The sequence below is a fragment of the Pseudomonas sp. R15(2017) genome, from assembly GCF_002112685.1.
Classification (GTDB): Bacteria; Pseudomonadota; Gammaproteobacteria; order Pseudomonadales; family Pseudomonadaceae; genus Aquipseudomonas; species Aquipseudomonas glycinae.
In genome coordinates, this window is the sequence record NZ_NEII01000013.1 from 41,762 (window position 1) to 58,265 (window position 16,504).

At 60.1% G+C, this 16,504-nt stretch carries 17 protein-coding genes; 6 read left to right on the top strand and 11 right to left on the bottom strand.

Annotated elements, in window-relative coordinates; translation table 11 throughout:
* Nucleotides 1–92: 92 nt before the first annotated feature.
* Nucleotides 93–1,166 carry an AI-2E family transporter gene (locus CAF77_RS23940; protein WP_064378666.1) on the bottom strand — a complete coding sequence of 358 codons (1,074 nt, stop codon included), beginning with the start codon at nt 1,164–1,166 and terminating at the stop codon, nt 93–95.
* Nucleotides 1,167–1,201: 35 nt separating this feature from the next.
* Nucleotides 1,202–2,260: a DUF2066 domain-containing protein gene (locus tag CAF77_RS23945; protein ID WP_085655470.1), complete on the bottom strand. Its 1,059-nt coding sequence runs from the start codon at nt 2,258–2,260 to the stop codon at nt 1,202–1,204.
* Nucleotides 2,261–2,634: 374 nt separating this feature from the next.
* Here CAF77_RS23945 and purM point away from each other — a divergent pair, with 374 nt between their 5' ends.
* The 3 genes from purM to CAF77_RS23960 are packed head-to-tail and all read left to right on the top strand — an operon-like array spanning nt 2,635 to nt 5,065.
* Nucleotides 2,635–3,693 (top strand): phosphoribosylformylglycinamidine cyclo-ligase, encoded by a 1,059-nt coding sequence (purM, locus tag CAF77_RS23950; protein WP_007950393.1) that lies wholly within the window; start codon nt 2,635–2,637, stop codon nt 3,691–3,693.
* The gene (gene purN / locus CAF77_RS23955; RefSeq protein WP_085655469.1) at nt 3,693–4,343 is read left to right on the top strand and encodes a phosphoribosylglycinamide formyltransferase; all 651 of its coding nucleotides are present in this window, start codon (nt 3,693–3,695) and stop codon (nt 4,341–4,343) included. The genes purM and purN overlap by 1 nt, the downstream gene beginning before the upstream one ends.
* Nucleotides 4,344–4,351: 8 nt before the next feature.
* The gene (locus tag CAF77_RS23960) at nt 4,352–5,065 is read left to right on the top strand and encodes a DUF3108 domain-containing protein (RefSeq protein WP_007950391.1); all 714 of its coding nucleotides are present in this window, start codon (nt 4,352–4,354) and stop codon (nt 5,063–5,065) included.
* Between the two features lie 61 nt (nt 5,066–5,126).
* Here CAF77_RS23960 and CAF77_RS23965 read toward each other — a convergent pair whose 3' ends face one another.
* Nucleotides 5,127–6,752 carry a methyl-accepting chemotaxis protein gene (locus CAF77_RS23965; RefSeq protein WP_085655468.1) on the bottom strand — a complete coding sequence of 542 codons (1,626 nt, stop codon included), beginning with the start codon at nt 6,750–6,752 and terminating at the stop codon, nt 5,127–5,129.
* A 130-nt stretch (nt 6,753–6,882) separates the two neighbouring features.
* Nucleotides 6,883–7,920: an amidohydrolase family protein gene (locus CAF77_RS23970; protein WP_371915548.1), complete on the bottom strand. Its 1,038-nt coding sequence runs from the start codon at nt 7,918–7,920 to the stop codon at nt 6,883–6,885.
* Between the two features lie 147 nt (nt 7,921–8,067).
* On the opposite strand from CAF77_RS23970, the gene CAF77_RS23975 reads away from it, so the two are divergent.
* Nucleotides 8,068–8,484 carry an OsmC family protein gene (locus CAF77_RS23975; protein ID WP_007959010.1) on the top strand — a complete coding sequence of 139 codons (417 nt, stop codon included), beginning with the start codon at nt 8,068–8,070 and terminating at the stop codon, nt 8,482–8,484.
* Between the two features lie 61 nt (nt 8,485–8,545).
* Nucleotides 8,546–9,436, top strand: a complete 891-nt coding sequence (locus CAF77_RS23980; protein ID WP_085608850.1) for a pirin family protein — start codon at nt 8,546–8,548, stop codon at nt 9,434–9,436.
* Between the two features lie 41 nt (nt 9,437–9,477).
* On the opposite strand, the gene CAF77_RS23985 is transcribed toward CAF77_RS23980, so the two are convergent.
* The 4 genes from CAF77_RS23985 to CAF77_RS24000 all read right to left on the bottom strand — a co-directional run bounded on the left by CAF77_RS23985 (nt 9,478) and on the right by CAF77_RS24000 (nt 13,186).
* Nucleotides 9,478–10,206 (bottom strand): dienelactone hydrolase family protein, encoded by a 729-nt coding sequence (locus tag CAF77_RS23985; RefSeq protein WP_085655467.1) that lies wholly within the window; start codon nt 10,204–10,206, stop codon nt 9,478–9,480.
* A gap of 68 nt (nt 10,207–10,274) precedes the next feature.
* Nucleotides 10,275–12,179 carry a molecular chaperone HtpG gene (gene htpG / locus CAF77_RS23990; RefSeq protein WP_085655492.1) on the bottom strand — a complete coding sequence of 635 codons (1,905 nt, stop codon included), beginning with the start codon at nt 12,177–12,179 and terminating at the stop codon, nt 10,275–10,277.
* Between the two features lie 81 nt (nt 12,180–12,260).
* The gene (locus CAF77_RS23995; protein ID WP_011333125.1) at nt 12,261–12,713 is read right to left on the bottom strand and encodes a PaaI family thioesterase; all 453 of its coding nucleotides are present in this window, start codon (nt 12,711–12,713) and stop codon (nt 12,261–12,263) included.
* Nucleotides 12,710–13,186 (bottom strand): PaaI family thioesterase, encoded by a 477-nt coding sequence (locus tag CAF77_RS24000; protein ID WP_085655466.1) that lies wholly within the window; start codon nt 13,184–13,186, stop codon nt 12,710–12,712. The genes CAF77_RS23995 and CAF77_RS24000 overlap by 4 nt, the downstream gene beginning before the upstream one ends.
* 158 nt (nt 13,187–13,344) lie before the next feature.
* Between CAF77_RS24000 and CAF77_RS24005 the strand changes: the two genes are divergently transcribed.
* Complete coding sequence (locus CAF77_RS24005) at nt 13,345–13,581, top strand: hypothetical protein (RefSeq protein WP_011333123.1); 237 nt, start codon at nt 13,345–13,347, stop codon at nt 13,579–13,581.
* Nucleotides 13,582–13,658: 77 nt separating this feature from the next.
* On the opposite strand, the gene CAF77_RS24010 is transcribed toward CAF77_RS24005, so the two are convergent.
* From CAF77_RS24010 to brnQ, 3 genes are all read right to left on the bottom strand, one after another.
* A complete protein-coding gene (locus tag CAF77_RS24010; RefSeq protein ID WP_085655465.1) occupies nt 13,659–14,060 on the bottom strand; it encodes an MAPEG family protein in 402 nt (133 codons plus the stop codon).
* The gene (locus CAF77_RS24015) at nt 14,060–14,797 is read right to left on the bottom strand and encodes a DUF599 domain-containing protein (RefSeq protein ID WP_011333121.1); all 738 of its coding nucleotides are present in this window, start codon (nt 14,795–14,797) and stop codon (nt 14,060–14,062) included. The genes CAF77_RS24010 and CAF77_RS24015 overlap by 1 nt, the downstream gene beginning before the upstream one ends.
* A gap of 151 nt (nt 14,798–14,948) precedes the next feature.
* A complete protein-coding gene (gene brnQ, locus CAF77_RS24020; RefSeq protein WP_039769790.1) occupies nt 14,949–16,262 on the bottom strand; it encodes a branched-chain amino acid transport system II carrier protein in 1,314 nt (437 codons plus the stop codon).
* Nucleotides 16,263–16,504 lie beyond the last annotated feature (242 nt).

A 16,504-nucleotide genomic window follows, 5' to 3' on the forward strand; every position in this document is an offset into this window, starting at 1 on the left:
TAACGTGCTGGTTTTATGACAGTTTCTTTGGCGCCATGACCTGCAGGAGACGGGCCAACCCGGTGATCCACCGGACGGCCCGCGCTTCACGATTACAACTCCGGCTCATCCACCCCGCTATAAATCTCGGAATCCTTGTACAGATCGTGGACATGCCGCACCAGCACCATGATCACCGCCGCCACCGGCAATGCCAGTAGCACACCGGTAAAACCGAACAGCTCGCCACCGGCCAGAATCGCGAAGATCACCGCCACCGGATGCAGACCGATCCGGTCCCCCACCAGCAAAGGCGTCAGCACCATACCTTCCAGCGCCTGACCGACCATGAACACCGCGACGATTCCGATCATCGGATACAGATCGCCACCGAACTGGAATAACCCGGCAATCAGCGCGGCGCCAATACCGATCACGAACCCCATGTACGGAACGATCGCCGCCAGCCCTGCAATCAGACCGATCAACAGGCCCAGCTCCAGGCCGACAATCATCAGGCCGGCCGCATAGATCACGCCCAGCGCCAGCATCACCAGCAACTGCCCGCGCACGAACGCGCCCAGCACCTCATGGCATTCACCCGCCAGCGCCACCACCCGCTCTTCGCGATCACGGGGCAACAGGCCGCGGATCTTGGCCATCATCACGTCCCAGTCGCGCAGCAGGTAAAAGCTCACCACCGGGATCAGCACCAGATTCGCCAACCAGCCGATCAGCGCCAGGCTCGAGGCCGTCGCCTGACTCAGCACCACACCGACGATGTCGGTGGTCTGGCCCATGTGCTCGCTGATGGCGGCCTTGACCTTGTCGAACTTCCAGAAACCGTCAGACAGGCCGAGCTTCGATTGCGCCCATGGCACAGCGGTGTGTTGCAACCAGTCGAGCATTTGCGGCGCCAGTTCATAGAGCCGCAGCAATTGCTTGGCGAGCATCGGCACCAGTACCAGCAACAGCGCAGTGACGATCAGGGTGAACAAGGCGAACACCGCAATCACACCCCAGGTACGGGACAAACCCAGACGCTCCAGACGATCAACGAGCGGATCGAACAGGTACGCGAGCAGCAGCGCCACCAGAAACGGCGTGAGGATCGGATGCAGCAACCAGACAAACGCGCAAAGCAGGAGCACCCCACCGAGCCAGAACCAACGCCGCGTATCGGCCATGTAACACTCCATTGCTTATATATAAGAAAGAAAACCTACCAACGGAACCGCAAGGACGGTGCTGCCGGTGTCGGTGTCGGCGCAACGACAGGCGCCGCGCCGGCGACAGCAGGTTGCGGCGGCACCACCGGAGCAGGCGCCTCGGCCGGCAGCTCCTGCAGCTTCGCCAGCGATAATTGCGCCCGCAACTGATCGGCACTGCCGTTGACCCGATACAGAATGCGATCGGCATCGACACTCTGCAGACGCACGCCAAACGGTTCGAGTAACCGCAGCAGCGCCGCGTAGTGCTCCAGATTCATGCCCTGGACTTCCAGGGTCTGCTGGCCGGACGCGCCCGGCTTGGCAACAAAGCGAGGTGCCAGACGCTCAGCGACCGCCAGCATCACCGCATCGGTCACGGCAGCCTGATCCGCGCCCTGCACGTTGCCCGCCTCTTTTTTATCGCCCAGCCACAGTTGCCATTTAGCCTGCCATTGTCCGCCTTCTTCGCGGGCATGCACGGCGAGCAAGGCATCGGCGTTGTAGCGTTCAGAGGCATCGCGCAATGGCGCCGGGTCGGCGCCTTCAAGCGCCGGTGCCGTTGCGACCAATTGCTCGCTCAAGTCCGCCAACGGCAGGCGCAACGGCAAGCCACGGTGCTGGGCCGCACGGCGCAACGGCGCGGCACTGGCCTGACCGTCGCCCACCAGGCTCGAACCTTCGCTCGAATCGTTCAGCCACCAGCTCAGGATCGAGGGCCGATTGGCGCCCCACAGTGCCAGCCCGGCGCGGCGCAACGCCTGTTCGGTGGTTCCCGGGTCGAAATCGACTTTCAGCACTTCCGGCGGCCCGGCATCGAAACCGAACTGACTGATAATCTGCTGCGGATCCTTGCGAACCGGCGCCAGCCCCGGGTTCTGCGGGGCTTTCGGGTCGCCGGTCAGGCGCAACACCAGCGTATCCAGTGCGGCCTGGGTCGCGCGATCACGCTCCTCTGGCGACTGGCCAGTGACCGGTTCGCGCACCTGATAGAGACCTTTGAGATTTTCGGCCTGACTCGCCAGGCTGATCAGAGACAAACCACCCACTAACAGCAATTTACACAAACCCATGGAGAATTCCCGTCGACAAGAGCGGCTGGAACAGGCCGCGTGTACCGTTCTGCAAGCCTGTGACCACAGGCCGTCGCAAAACATTCACACGCGGTCGGTAAGTTTTTGCACAGTCCTAACGATAGACGGTTCCTTATACAGGCACCCGCGATGTCGCCCACAGCGTCAATTGCAAAATTTTTCCACCGATATGCCCCTGCCCGTCGGCGTGAGGATGGCCGCTGCCCCTCAAGCCTGATAAAATCGCGCGCCTTCGCAGACCGGCAACAGCCGGGCACCCCGAACTTCGCGTGAGGCAATCGCCCCTGTCGGATTCGGCGTTCCCGCTGAACTCGGTCGTTACCCCTGAATCCCCTCCCCTAAAGGCCTGGATCATGAGCAAGCAACCCTCCCTGAGCTACAAGGACGCCGGTGTAGACATCGACGCCGGTGAAGCATTGGTCGAACGCATCAAGAGCGTCGCCAAGCGCACTGCGCGCCCGGAAGTCATGGGCGGCCTGGGCGGTTTCGGCGCCCTCTGCGAGATCCCGGCCGGTTACAAACAGCCGGTACTGGTTTCCGGTACTGACGGCGTCGGCACCAAACTGCGCCTGGCGCTGAACCTGAACAAGCACGACAGCATCGGCCAGGACCTGGTCGCCATGTGCGTCAACGATCTGGTGGTGTGCGGCGCCGAGCCGCTGTTTTTCCTCGACTACTACGCCACCGGCAAGCTGAACGTCGACGTAGCTGCCACCGTGGTTACCGGTATCGGTGCAGGCTGCGAACTGGCTGGCTGCTCGCTGGTCGGCGGCGAAACCGCTGAAATGCCTGGCATGTACGAAGGCGAAGACTACGACCTGGCCGGTTTCTGCGTCGGCGTCGTGGAAAAAGCCGAAATCATCGACGGCTCGAAAGTCGCCACTGGTGACGCCCTGATCGCCCTGCCATCGTCCGGTCCGCACTCCAACGGCTACTCGCTGATCCGCAAGATCATCGAAGTGTCCGGTGCCGACATCGAAACCGTTCAGCTCGACGGCAAGCCGCTGACCGAACTGCTGATGGCCCCGACCCGCATCTACGTGAAGCCGCTGCTCAAGCTGATCAAGGACACCGGCGCGGTCAAGGCCATGGCCCACATCACCGGTGGCGGCTTGCTCGACAACATCCCGCGCGTTCTGCCAAAAGGCGCTCAGGCCGTGGTTGACGTGGCCAGCTGGAACCGTCCGGCCGTCTTCGACTGGCTGCAAGAGAAAGGCAACGTCGACGAAACCGAAATGCACCGCGTGCTGAACTGCGGCGTGGGCATGGTGATCTGCGTGGCTCAGGAGCACGTTGAAGTTGCCCTGAACACCCTGCGTGACGCCGGCGAGCAGCCTTGGGTCATCGGTCAGATCGCTGTCGCTGCCGAAGGCGCGGCTCAGGTCGAACTGAAGAACCTCAAGGCTCACTGATGTCCCAGACCTGTGATGTCGTGGTGCTGTTGTCCGGCACCGGCAGTAACTTGCAGGCCCTGATCGACAGCACGCGGACCGGCGACAGCCCGGTCCGCATCGCTGCGGTGATTTCCAACCGCGCCGACGCCTACGGCCTGCAACGCGCCAGTGACGCGGGTATCGCCACCCGATCGCTGGATCACAAGGGATTCGAGGGCCGCGAGGCCTTCGATACCGCTCTGATCGAACTGATCGACGAATTCAACCCCAAACTCGTGGTACTGGCCGGCTTCATGCGCATCCTCAGCGCTGACTTCGTCCGTCACTACCAGGGTCGCCTGCTCAACATCCACCCGTCGCTGCTACCCAAATACAAAGGGTTACACACTCACCAGCGCGCTCTGGAGGCCGGCGACGCCGAACACGGCTGCTCCGTGCACTTCGTCACCGAGGAACTCGATGGCGGACCACTGGTCGTACAGGCAGTAATACCGGTAGAGTTGCACGATTCGCCGCAAAGTCTGGCGCACCGGGTTCACGCTCAGGAACACCTGATCTACCCGATGGCCGTACGCTGGTTCGCCGAAGGACGGCTGAGCCTCGGCGAGCAAGGTGCTTTACTGGATGGCCAGCCATTGCCGGCCAGCGGTCACTTGATTCGAAACTAGGAGATATTATGCGTCGCGCCCTGCTCTTCGCTTGCGCTCTGCTCGCCCTGCCCTTCGCGCAGGCGGCAGACCTTCAACCGTTCTCCGCCAGCTACACCGCCGACTGGAAACAGCTGCCCATGAGCGGCACTGCCGAGCGCAGCCTGACCAAACAGGCCAACGGCGTCTGGAAGCTCAGCTTCAAAGCCTCGATGATGATTGCCAGCCTGTCCGAGGAAAGCACCCTGACCCTGGACAAGGACACCCTGCTGCCACAGTCCTACCACTTCGAACGCGGTGGACTGGGCAAGGCGAAAAAGGCTGACCTGGACTTCGACTGGGCCAACAAGCTGGTGACCGGCACCGACCGCGGCGACGCGGTGAAAATCCCGCTCAACCGCGGCATGGTCGACAAATCCACCTATCAACTGGCGCTGCAGCATGACGTGGCCGCCGGCAAGAAAAGCATGAGCTATCAGGTGGTCGATGATGGCGAAGTCGATACCTACGACTTCCGCGTGCTGGGTTCGGAGAAAGTCGAAACCAAGGCCGGCCAGATCGATGCGATCAAGGTCGAGCGCGTCCGCGATCCGACACAAAGCAAGCGCATCACCGTCCTGTGGTTCGCCAAGGATTGGGATTACCTGCTGGTACGCCTGCAACAGGTCGAAACCGACGGCAAGGAGTACAACATCATGCTCCTCGACGGCACGGTCAACGGCAAGACGGTCAAAGGCAGCTGATCCGACGCAAAATCAAAAAGCCCCGCAAATGCGGGGCTTTTTTTCGCCTGTCGAACGCTGATCAGACCGAGAACCTGGCGACCATGCTGTTCAGGTCCACCGCCAGCCGCGACAACTCCTGACTCGCGGCGCTGGTCTGATTGGCCCCTGCAGACGTCTGCATCGCCAGGTCACGGATGTTCATCAGGTTGCGATCAACTTCCCGCGCCACGGCCGCCTGCTCTTCCGACGCACTGGCAATCACCAGATTGCGCTCGTTGATCAAGGTAAACGCCGAAGCGATTTCCTCCAGCGCAACGCCGGCGGCCTTCGCCAGCTCCAGCGTCGAGCGCGCCCGAACGTTGCTCTGCTGCATCGAGCTGACCGCCGAATCGGTGCCCTGCTGGATGCCGCCGATCATCTGTTCGATTTCCTGCGTCGACTGCTGAGTGCGATGGGCCAGCGCCCGCACTTCGTCCGCCACCACCGCAAAACCCCGCCCGGCATCCCCCGCCCGCGCGGCCTCGATCGCCGCGTTCAATGCCAGCAGGTTGGTTTGTTCGGCAATCGAGCGGATCACATCCAGCACCTTGCTAATGCTGTAGACCTTCTGCGCCAGATCTTCCACCTGCGTGGCATTCGCCGTGACATCGTCCGCCAGCAGCTCGATGGACGACACGGTTTGCTGGACCTGCTCGCGACCATGCTGGGCAATTCGATCTGATTCACGGGAGGCCTCGGAAGTCGCGACGGCATTGCTCGCCACCTCTTCCACGGCAGCGGTCATCTGATTGACCGCCGTGGCCGCCTGTTCAATTTCCAGACTCTGCTGGTGCAGCCCCCGCGTGGCGTCTTCGGTAACACAGCTCAATTCTTCCGAAGCCGAGGCCAGTTGACTGGAGGACTCCGAGATCTGGCGGATAGTGTCGCGCAGGTTGTGCTGCATGCTCTTGAGCGCATGCAGCAGCCGCGCCGGTTCGTCCTTGCCGGAAATGCTGATATCCCCGGTCAGGTCGCCACCGGCCACCACTTCCGCAACACTGAGTGATTGCGACAGCGGCAGCACGATGCTGCGGGTCAGCAACAACGCCAGGGCGATGGTAATCAGCGCGGTGATGCCGATCATCACCCCGACCCACACCCGCGAGTTAGTGAACACCAAACGTGCGGCCTCAGTGGCCAGATTGGCGTTGTGCTTGTTCAACTCGACCAGTTCACGCAGGGTCACTGCAATTTCATCCGCCAGCGGGCTCATCTGCCCATTGAGAATGGCGGCCGCCTCTTCCACTCGTCCCTGAGCAGACAAGGTCATCACCTGCGCTTGAAACTCCAGATACTTGTGTTCGGCGACCTTGAAGCGGTCGAACAGCGCGCGCTCTTCGGGCAATGCGATCAGGCTGTCGTAACGTTGCTGGGCTTCACTCAGCACACCGCGCAAATCATTGAGCTTGGCCACGTTCTGATCCAGCGCCTGCGGATCGCGATTGAGCAACAGGCGCATGGTCAACGCGCGCAGGCGCAGCATGTCCTGGCTCATCTCGCCCACCGCCATCACGCTGGGCAACCAGTTGTTGTCGACCTCGTCGGACTGCGCGCGCATGTTCGACATCTGCAACAGTGCGAACGCCCCAAGGGCAAACACCATCAGCGCCAGCACGCCAAAACCCAGCCCGGCCCGGGGTGCAATATTGAGACTACGGATACTCATTGCTCTGGTTCCTTCCAAAAGCGCTGCATCAACCCTGCAGCTGGTTGCTCTAGAAGGTATCGGCCCTTTTAAAAAATGCGTAAGACCAAAACGCGATATCAAAAGGCCTTGATCCTACGAACCGTCGGCATTAACGATTCAGCGCAGGTTGACCGGACTTGAGCGCTGTTCGCGGCAAGATCGCCAGGAAGTTGTCCCGTGCGACTTTTTTCGCGACTGCCTCAGGCAAGGCGTCGAGAAACGGCTTGAAGCTATGAATTTCCTTACCGAGTTTGTTGAATCGCCCGACCACGTCCGAACCAATCATGAAGCGATCCGGATAGCGCTCCACCAGTTGCACCCACTCCGCTCGCGGCTGTTCCTTTTCATCCAGCAGATAAGGCGTCAGCAGGCTCCACGACAGATCAATGAACAGGTTCGGGTATGTCTCCAGCATTCGCGTCAGGGTCGGCAGCAGAAAATCCAGCTTTGTCTGATGACGATGGATCTCGGCACTGGTGCCGGCATGGGCCCAAATGAACCGGGTGTGCGGATGATTACGCAGCGGCTCTTCGATTTCCTTCAGGTACAGCGGATTCTTCTCACGCTTGGAGGTGATGTTGGAATGCAGCATCACCGGCAGATCGTTTTCGGCGGCCAGGTGATAGATGCGGGTCATGGCTTCATTATTGGCGCGTGGCGTGTCGCCGGAGGTGAGTGCCGTGAGATCGTCATGACGGGTGAAGACCTCGCCGATACCCTGCCACAAGCCGGGATACAGATCGAGCATGCGCTGGATGTGCGCGGCGGAGTTCTTGTCGTTGGGGTTGAAGCCTGAAAGAAACGGGTGAAAGGACTGGCGCTGCTCCGGCGTGAGCTTCTGCACCGCGTCGGCGACGATCACGTCCGTCGCGCTGTACCAATAGGCATCGGCATCATCGCCAGCGTAATAACGCGGGCGCTTCGGCTCGTCTTCGTGCCATTTCTTCGCCACGGGAATGCCGGAAATCATCACATGCTCAATGGAGTTTTCCTTCATGGCCGTGAGCAATTTCGGCATGCCGGCAGTTTCCTGGAAAAAATCCACGTAATGCAGGTGCGCGTCACTGTAGGTGTATTCCCGGGCGCTGGCGGCGCCGGTGAAAACCATCAGGACGGCAAGACTCAAACGAAACACGGACACAAGCATTCTCCGGCAGACAGGCATAGCCTAGACCCTCGCCGGGCAACGAGGGTTCACCCGGCAAGAAAGTGGAACGCGCCTGTGTGGGAAATGCTCTATACCTGCAAGGTCTTTTTTGATCGAATCCCTTTTCCTACTGCTTGCGAGGTTCACATGACCGTTACCGTCAATACCGTGTCAGCCGAGGGTTTTCGCCACACCGTTCAGATCGATGAGCATGAGCTGTTTGCCGATGTCCCGACGACTGCCGGCGGTGAAGGCTCGGCTCCCGAGCCGCACGATTACTTCGACGCCGCCCTCGGTGCCTGCAAGGCTCTGACCCTGAAGCTGTACGCGAAGAAAAAGGACATCCCGCTGACCGGCGTCGGCGTTGAGGTCAAACGCGACAACAGCCAGGAACAGAAAGGCAAATACGCCCTGCACGTGACCCTTACCCTGAAGGGCGTGCTCACCGATGCCCAGCGCGAAGAACTGCTGCGCGTTGCCGATCGCTGCCCGATCCACAAGCTGATGACCACCAGCGAAGTCACCATCGAAACCCACGCACCCGTCGGCTTCGACAGCCAGTAATCACCCCGACGACACCGGCGGGTTATGCTCCACGCATCACCCGCCCAGCCTGGAATGAACCATGGACACCCAACCCCTGATCATCCGCCCGCGCGCCGAAGACGTCGAAGGCCAGCCGATCTTGCGCCCGCTGCCGTCAGCCAAATGCCGCAGCGTCGGGCCTTTCGTGTTTTTCGATCACATGCTCGAAACGGTTTATCCGGCGGGCAAAGGCATGAACATCCGACAGCATCCGCACATCGGTCTGTCGACCCTTACGTATTTGTTCGACGGGCAGATCCAGCACAAGGACAGCCTGGGTTCGGATCAGGTGGTCAGCGCCGGCGATGTCAGCTGGATGACCGCCGGCACGGCGATCGCTCACGTCGAGCGCACGCCCGAACCGCTGTGGGAACAAAGCTTCAAGATGCACGGCCTGCAAATCTGGCTCGCCTCGCCCAAGGATCACGAACAAGGCCCGGGGCATTACAGCCACCACCCGGCCTCGACCTTGCCGGTCAGCGATAACCTCGGCGTGCAGATCCGCATGATCGCCGGGTCAGGCTTTTGCCTGGAATCGCCGGTGCCGGTGCTTTCTCCTACGCTGTATGCCGAATTGAAGATGCAAACCGCGACCACACTGCTGATCCCGACCGAGCATGAAGAGCGGGCGCTGTACGTGTTGAGTGGTGATGTGCAGCTCAATGGCGAAGCGGTCGAACCCCATGCACTGGTGGTGTTGCCGACCGGGGAAGAGATGAGCCTGTTCGCCGAAAGCGACAGCCACGCGGTGCTGTTCGGCGGTGCGCCACTGGACGGTCCACGGCGGATCAACTGGAATTTTGTCGCGAGCGATCCGGCGGCGATCGATGAGGCGCGGCGCAAGTGGGCGGCCGGGGACTGGCCGACGGTGCCGGGGGAAGTCGAGCGGATCGAGCTGCCTAAATCGCGCAGCGAGCCGACACCGCTGTAAAGCAACACTCCCACGCCAGGCGTGGGAGTGTGTCAGCCGATTCAGCCCTTGAACACTTCTTCCAGCAAATCATGCATCGACTTGAACGCACGCGCTGCGGTCTTCGCGTCGTACATCATCTTGCCCGGCACATTGGCGTGCGGATCGGTGAACGAGTGCACCGCGCCGCCGTAGCTCAGCAACTGCCAGTCCACACCAGCAGCGTTCATCTCGTCTTCGAATGCCGGCAACTGCTCTTTCGGCACCAGCGGATCGGAAGCGCCGTGCAGCACCAGCACCGAGCCCTTGATGTTCTTGGCGTCCGCCGGATTCGGCGAATCCAGGGTGCCGTGGAACGACACCGCCGCTTTCACCGAGGCACCGGTGCGAGCCAGATCCAGCGCACAGCAGCCGCCGAAGCAGAAACCGAACACCGCCAGTTTCGAGGTATCGACCGACGCTTCGCCCTGCTTCTGCAATTGTTCGAATGCGGCCTGCATACGCTTGCGCAGCAGCGCACGATCATTCTTCAGTGGCATCATCGCCGCACCGGCCTCATCAGCGTTCTGCGGACGCACGGCCTGGCCGTATACGTCAGCGATCAGCACCACATAACCCTTGGCCGCCACCGATTTGGCGATCTCTTCAGCGCCAGCGCTGACACCCATCCAGTTCGGCGCCATCAGCAGGCCCGGACGCGCGCCCTTGTGCTCGGCGTCAAATGCCAGGCGACCTTCATAAGGCTGGCCGTCAATCTGATAGACCACGGAACGTACAGTGACTTGGCTCATTTCTGACTCCAGATTGGTTGAATTCCAGAATGAAAAAACCCGCCGAAGCGGGTTTTTCTACAGCTTGATCAGGCCGACAGCTCAACCAGCAGCTTGTTCAGACGGCTCACGTAAGCGGCCGGGTCTTTCAAGCTGTCGCCCGCCGCCAGGGCGGCCTGGTCGAAGAGGATGTGCGACAGGTCGCTGAAGCGATCTTCGCTGGCCTCGTTGTCGAGCTTCTCGATCAGCGGGTGGCTCGGGTTGAATTCGAAGATCGGCTTCGAATCCGGCACCTTCTGCCCACTGGCCTCGAGGATCTGACGCATTTGCAGACCCAGGTCCTGCTCGCCAATCGCCAGGATTGCCGGCGAATCGGTCAGGCGATGGGAAACCCGGACTTCGGCAACGGAGTCGCCCAGTGCGGTTTTCAGACGCTCAACCAGACCTTCCTTCGACTTGGCGACTTCTTCTGCGGCCTTCTTGTCCTCTTCCGAGTCCAGACTGCCCAGGTCCAGGTCACCGCGTGCCACGTCAACAAAGCCCTTGCCGTCGAAATCGCTGAGGTAGCTCATCAGCCACTCGTCGATACGGTCGGTCAGCAGCAGCACTTCGATGCCTTTCTTGCGGAAGACTTCCAGGTGCGGGCTGTTCTTGACCTGCGCGTAGGTTTCGCCGGTGAGGTAGTAGATCTTGTCCTGACCTTCCTTGGCGCGCGCCAGGTACTCGGCCAGACCGACGATCTGCTCGCCATCGGTGCCGTTGGTCGATGCGAAACGCAGCAGACCGGCAATTTTTTCCTTGTTGGCGAAATCTTCTGCCGGGCCTTCTTTCATGACCTGACCGAAGTTTTTCCAGAAGCCCTTGTATTGCTCAGGCTCGTTCTTCGCCAGTTTTTCCAGCATGTCCAGAACACGCTTGGTCAGCGCCGACTTCATCGAGTCGATGATCGGGTCTTTCTGCAGGATTTCCCGCGACACGTTCAGCGACAGGTCGTTGGAGTCGACCACGCCCTTGATGAAGCGCAGGTACAGCGGCAGGAAGGACTCGGCCTGATCCATCACGAACACGCGCTGCACGTACAGCTTCAGGCCTTTCGGCGCTTCACGCTGGTACAGATCGAACGGTGCGCGGGCCGGCACATACAGCAGCGAGCTGTACTCGAGCTTGCCTTCAACCTTGTTGTGACTCCACGACAGCGGGTTTTCGAAGTCGTGGGCGATGTGTTTGTAGAACTCCTGATATTCCTCGTCCTTCACTTCGGTGCGAGGACGGGTCCACAGGGCGCTGGCGCGGTTGACGGTTTCCCATTCAACTTCAGGCTTCTCTTCACCTTCGGCCGCGGCCACTTCTTTCGGCAGCTCGATCGGCAGCGCGATGTGGTCGGAGTACTTCTTGATGATGTTGCGCAGGCGCCAGCCATCGGCAAACTCGTCTTCGCCGGATTTCAGGTGCAGGACGATGCGGGTGCCGCGGTCCGGTTTGTCGATGGTGGCGACTTCGAATTCGCCCTCGCCTTTCGACGACCAGTGCACGCCTTCGCTGGCGGCGGTGCCGGCGCGACGGCTGTACACGTCAACTTTGTCAGCAACGATAAAGGCCGAGTAGAAACCCACGCCGAACTGACCGATCAGGTGCGAATCCTTTTTCTGATCGCCGGACAGGTTTTTCATGAAATCGGCGGTGCCGGATTTGGCGATGGTACCCAGGTGGGTGATCACATCGTCACGGTTCATGCCGATGCCGTTGTCTTCGAGGGTGACGGTCTTGGCGTCCTTGTCGAAGCTCACACGGATTTTCAGTTCATCGCCACCTTCGAGCAACTCAGGCTTTGCCAGGGCTTCGAAGCGCAATTTGTCGACGGCGTCAGAGGCGTTCGAGATCAATTCGCGAAGGAAGATTTCCTTGTTGGAATACAGCGAATGGATCATGAGGTGCAGCAGTTGCTTCACCTCGGTCTGGAAGCCCAGGGTTTCCTTTTGAGTTTCCACACTCATGGTCATCAAACTCCAATCAGATGGCATTGGCCGCGACCTTGCCGGTCGGCGGCGGGTTGTTCTGTGAGTTGGGGGCGTGCTTCAGGATTTCAAGGGCTCATCGATTTTGAAATGCGCGCGGGCGGTCGCGATCGGTTCACTTTCGGTGCTTTGCCAGGCCGTGACCGCGACGTTGGCCACCCGCCGGCCCTGGCGGCAGACCTGACACCGGGCCCAGGTGTCGCGAAATTGCCCGGCCCGCAGGTAATCGAGGGAGAAATCGATAATCTTCGGCACACCGGGCGCACCGGTGAAAATCAGCAGGTGCAGAGCGGCGGACAGTTCCATGAACCCGGCAATCACCCCGCCATGAATCGCCGGCAATAAAGGGTTACCAATGTTGTCCTTGTTCGCGGGCAGTTTGAACAGCAAGTCATCACCGACCCGCGAACACTCGACACCAATCAGCCCGGCATAGGGAATCAGCTTCAGCAGCGGCGCATAGTCACCCTTTGCGTGTGCCTCTTGCAGTTGCTGCTTGAAATCGTCGCTCATGAGCTTTCTCCCTTGATTGCGCCACCAAAGCCTTTCGTGCCTTTAAGGCCTTTGCCCATGCGCATGAAGGTGCCGACGACATGGGCAATCGGCTGCTCGGGATCATCCTGATAGGCAAAGCCGCGAGCGAAGATCACATCGGTGGTGACCCGATAACATTGGGCGAAGCCAAACACGTCTTTATGTGGCTCGGCGGCGTGCATGTAGTCGATGCGCAGATCGAGGGTCGGGCAGACTTCGAATTCCGGCAGCACGCACAGGGTCGACATGCCGCATGCAGTGTCCATCAGCGAAGTGATCGCCCCGCCGTGGACCACGCCGGTCAGCGGGTTGCCGACGATCTGCGCACTGTACGGCAGCACCACCGTCAGGCCTTCGTGGCTGGCGCTGTGCACTTTCAATCCCAGTACCTGACAGTGACGCAGGGCCGAGAGAAACCGTGTCGCACGCTCAAAAACGGGGTTTTCGGCCATTTGATAATTACTCTTGTTAGTCGCTGTTCCCGGTAGTGGAAAGAACAGCAAAAGTTCCATTGCAAAACAAACTTATATATCTGAAACAAATGAGGAACTTAACCCTTGGGCGCGAGTTCTTAAGGCCAGTAGTTATTTTCCATAAGGAGAAACACCCCATGCGTAAGACTTTAGCTATTGCCTTGATGTTGACCGCTTCCCTCGGTCTCGCTGCCTGCGATAAAAAATCCGAGGACAAAGCTCAAGATGCCAACCAACATGCTGAACAAGCTCAGCAGAAAATGAACGAAGCTCAGGATAAAGTGAACGACGCGGCGAAAGAAAATGCCGAAGCCGCCAAAGATCAGGCCGAATCGAACGCTGCAGCGCAAGAAGAAGCTGCCAAGAAGCAATAAGCCGCTTCTCGCTGGCCAAAAAGAAAACCCGCCAAGTGCGGGTTTTCTTTTGCCTGTGATTTTTTGCCCATGCCGGCTTAGAGCAAGACGGTTCTAAAAGTCGGACTAATCATCAGCAACAATGAACACACTAAGCCGACCAGCCAGACCAGACTGCGCAGCTTGGGAATATCCGCCAGGTAGAACCACAGATAGAAAATCCGTGAGATCACAAAGATGATCGCCAGTGTATCGATCAGCCATCCCGCCGTCTGCGTGGTGTGTGCCATCAGCACACCAACGGCAAACAGGGCGAAGGCTTCGATGCTGTTCTGATGTGCCGCCAGCGCCCGAGCCCCATAACCGGTGAGTTGCGCCTGCTGCTGACGCGGCAAGTGGTTGTTGTAACCGCCCTGCTCTTTCATGGCCCTGCCGACCGGCATGCGCGCCACGTAGATCAACAATGCACTGATAAACACACACCAGAACGGAATACTCATCAAGCAGCCTCTTTGTTCGCTTCAGGCAATGGCGCCTCTGTAGGGGTATAGACCATTACATCGAGCACGTCGGAATGAAACTCCCGGCGATACAACACCAGCACCACGCCTGCGCTCATCAACATGAACAGCCACGGGCTGACGAACCACGCCAGCATGCTCATCCCGAAGTAATAGGAGCGCAGACCGAAGTTGAACTGGTTGGCCGCCATCGAAATCACCCGCGCCGCCCGCGAGGCGAACGCCTTGCGCTCCTGCTCCGAGACCTGCCGCTCACCGATCATCGGGGCCGAGCCGACCAGAATGGCGGCGAAGTTGTACTGGCGCATGCACCAGCTGAAGGTGAAGAAGGCATAAACGAACACCAGCGCCAGGCACAGCAACTTGATCTCCGACATCCCCTGCGAGGCCTGTTGCACCATCGGAATGTCTGCCAGCAGCGACACCGCGCGCTCGGAAGCACCGAGCACGGTCAGGATGCCCGCCAGGATAATCAGTGTGCTGGAGGCGAAGAACGAGGCGTTGCGTTCGAGGTTGCCGATCACGCTGGCGTCGGCGATACGGTTGTCACGCAGCAGCATGCGGCGCATCCAGTCTTCGCGATACAGGTGCAGCACGCTGGCCAGACACGCCGTGTCACGGCCCTTCCAGGTGGCATAACGGGTGTAACCGCCCCAGCAGATGACAAACCAGAGCGCGGCCAGCAGATGGATCAGGTTGGCTTGGATGAACGACATGCAATTCCCTGTGATGAAGATTTCGGCTCCCCTTCGACGTTAGTCGAGGGAAAAAGACACTGCCTGAAGCCCATAAAAAATGCCCCGTATCGATTGATACGGGGCATTTCTGTTTAATCGCTCGGCAGCCGCTTGTGGCGACCCGGCAATCTTAAGCGAGTGCTTCGGCGCGCTTGCCCAGCAGGCGGTCGCAAACCACGGCAACCACCAGGGTCATCACGCACGGCACCAGCCACGCCAGACCTTGCTCGCTCAGCGGCAGGTGGGCCAGTTGCGATGGCATCCAGTCAGCCAGGCCAGCACCTTTCAACGCATCGATGGTGCCGAACACGAACGACACCAGCATTACCGGGCCCATGATGCGGCTCTGCTCATGCCAGAACGCGGCGCAGAAGCTCAGGGCCACCAGCACGATGCACGGTGGGTAGATCGCAGTCAGCACCGGGATCGAGAACGCGATCAGCTTGGTCAGGCCCAGGTTGGACACCAGCAGCGAGAACGCCGCCAGGATGATTACCAGGGTCTTGTAGGACAGCGGCAATACGCGGCTGAAGTATTCAGCACAGGCGCAGGTCAGGCCAACAGCGGTCACCAGGCACGCCAGGGAAATCAGCACGGCAAGGAAGCCACTGCCCAGCGAACCGAAGGTGTGTTGCACGTAGGCGTGCAGCACCGCGGCGCCGTTGGTCGCGCCCGCCGCCACTTCATGGCTGCCGGAACCCAGACGGAACAGGCTGACATACACCAGCGCCAGACCGACACCGGCAATCAGCCCGGCGATGATCGCGTAACGGGTGATCAGCGCCGGCGACTCGACGCCACGGGAGCGGATCGCGTTGACGATGACGATGCCGAACACCAGCGCGCCGAGAGTATCCATGGTCAGGTAACCATTGATGAAGCCTTGCGAGAACGGCGCCGCGACGTATTCCGGGGTGGCTACGCCGATGTCACCGGCCGGCAGCGCGAACGCGGCGATGCCGAGCACGGCCAGGGCGATGATCTTCAGTGGCGCGAGGAAGCGACCGACGGTGTCCAGCAGACGCCCAGGGTAGAGCGAAATGAAGAACACCAGCAGGAAGTACACCGAGCTGTAGAGGAACAGTGCCAGCGGGCTCTCGCCGGTCAACGGCGCCAAGCCCACTTCAAAGGAAACGGTCGCGGTACGCGGCGTTGCGAACAACGGGCCGACTGCCAGGTAGCAAGCCGCTGCCAGTACGCCGCCAGCGATCTTGCCGATCGGGCTGCTCAGGGCGTCCATTGCGCCACCAACCTTGGCCAGTGCAACTACCGTGACCACCGGCAGACCGACTGCCGTGATCAAAAAGCCCAGCGCCGCGATCCAGACGTTAGGCCCGGACTGCAAACCGACGATAGGCGGGAAGATGATGTTGCCGGCCCCGACGAACAGGGCGAATGTCATAAAGCCAAGTGCCAGGATGTCCTGACCTTTCAAAACTTTCATTAAGGAAATACCACACTACTGAATCGGAATTTAGAGGGGGATTTCCCTGTGGGGTTAGGGAAATGCTGTCAATCCGTATAAGACTGACCCGTTTAGCGCGTTGCATGCCTTGTGGGCGGCAGACGCAAAATGGCGGCTAGCCTAACGAATTTGCCTGACAAACGCACTGTTCGAGGGCGAACTATCCGATACGCGACGTTTCCGTGTCGCGTTTTTGCATGTTATTGGGTGAGTGCTTATAA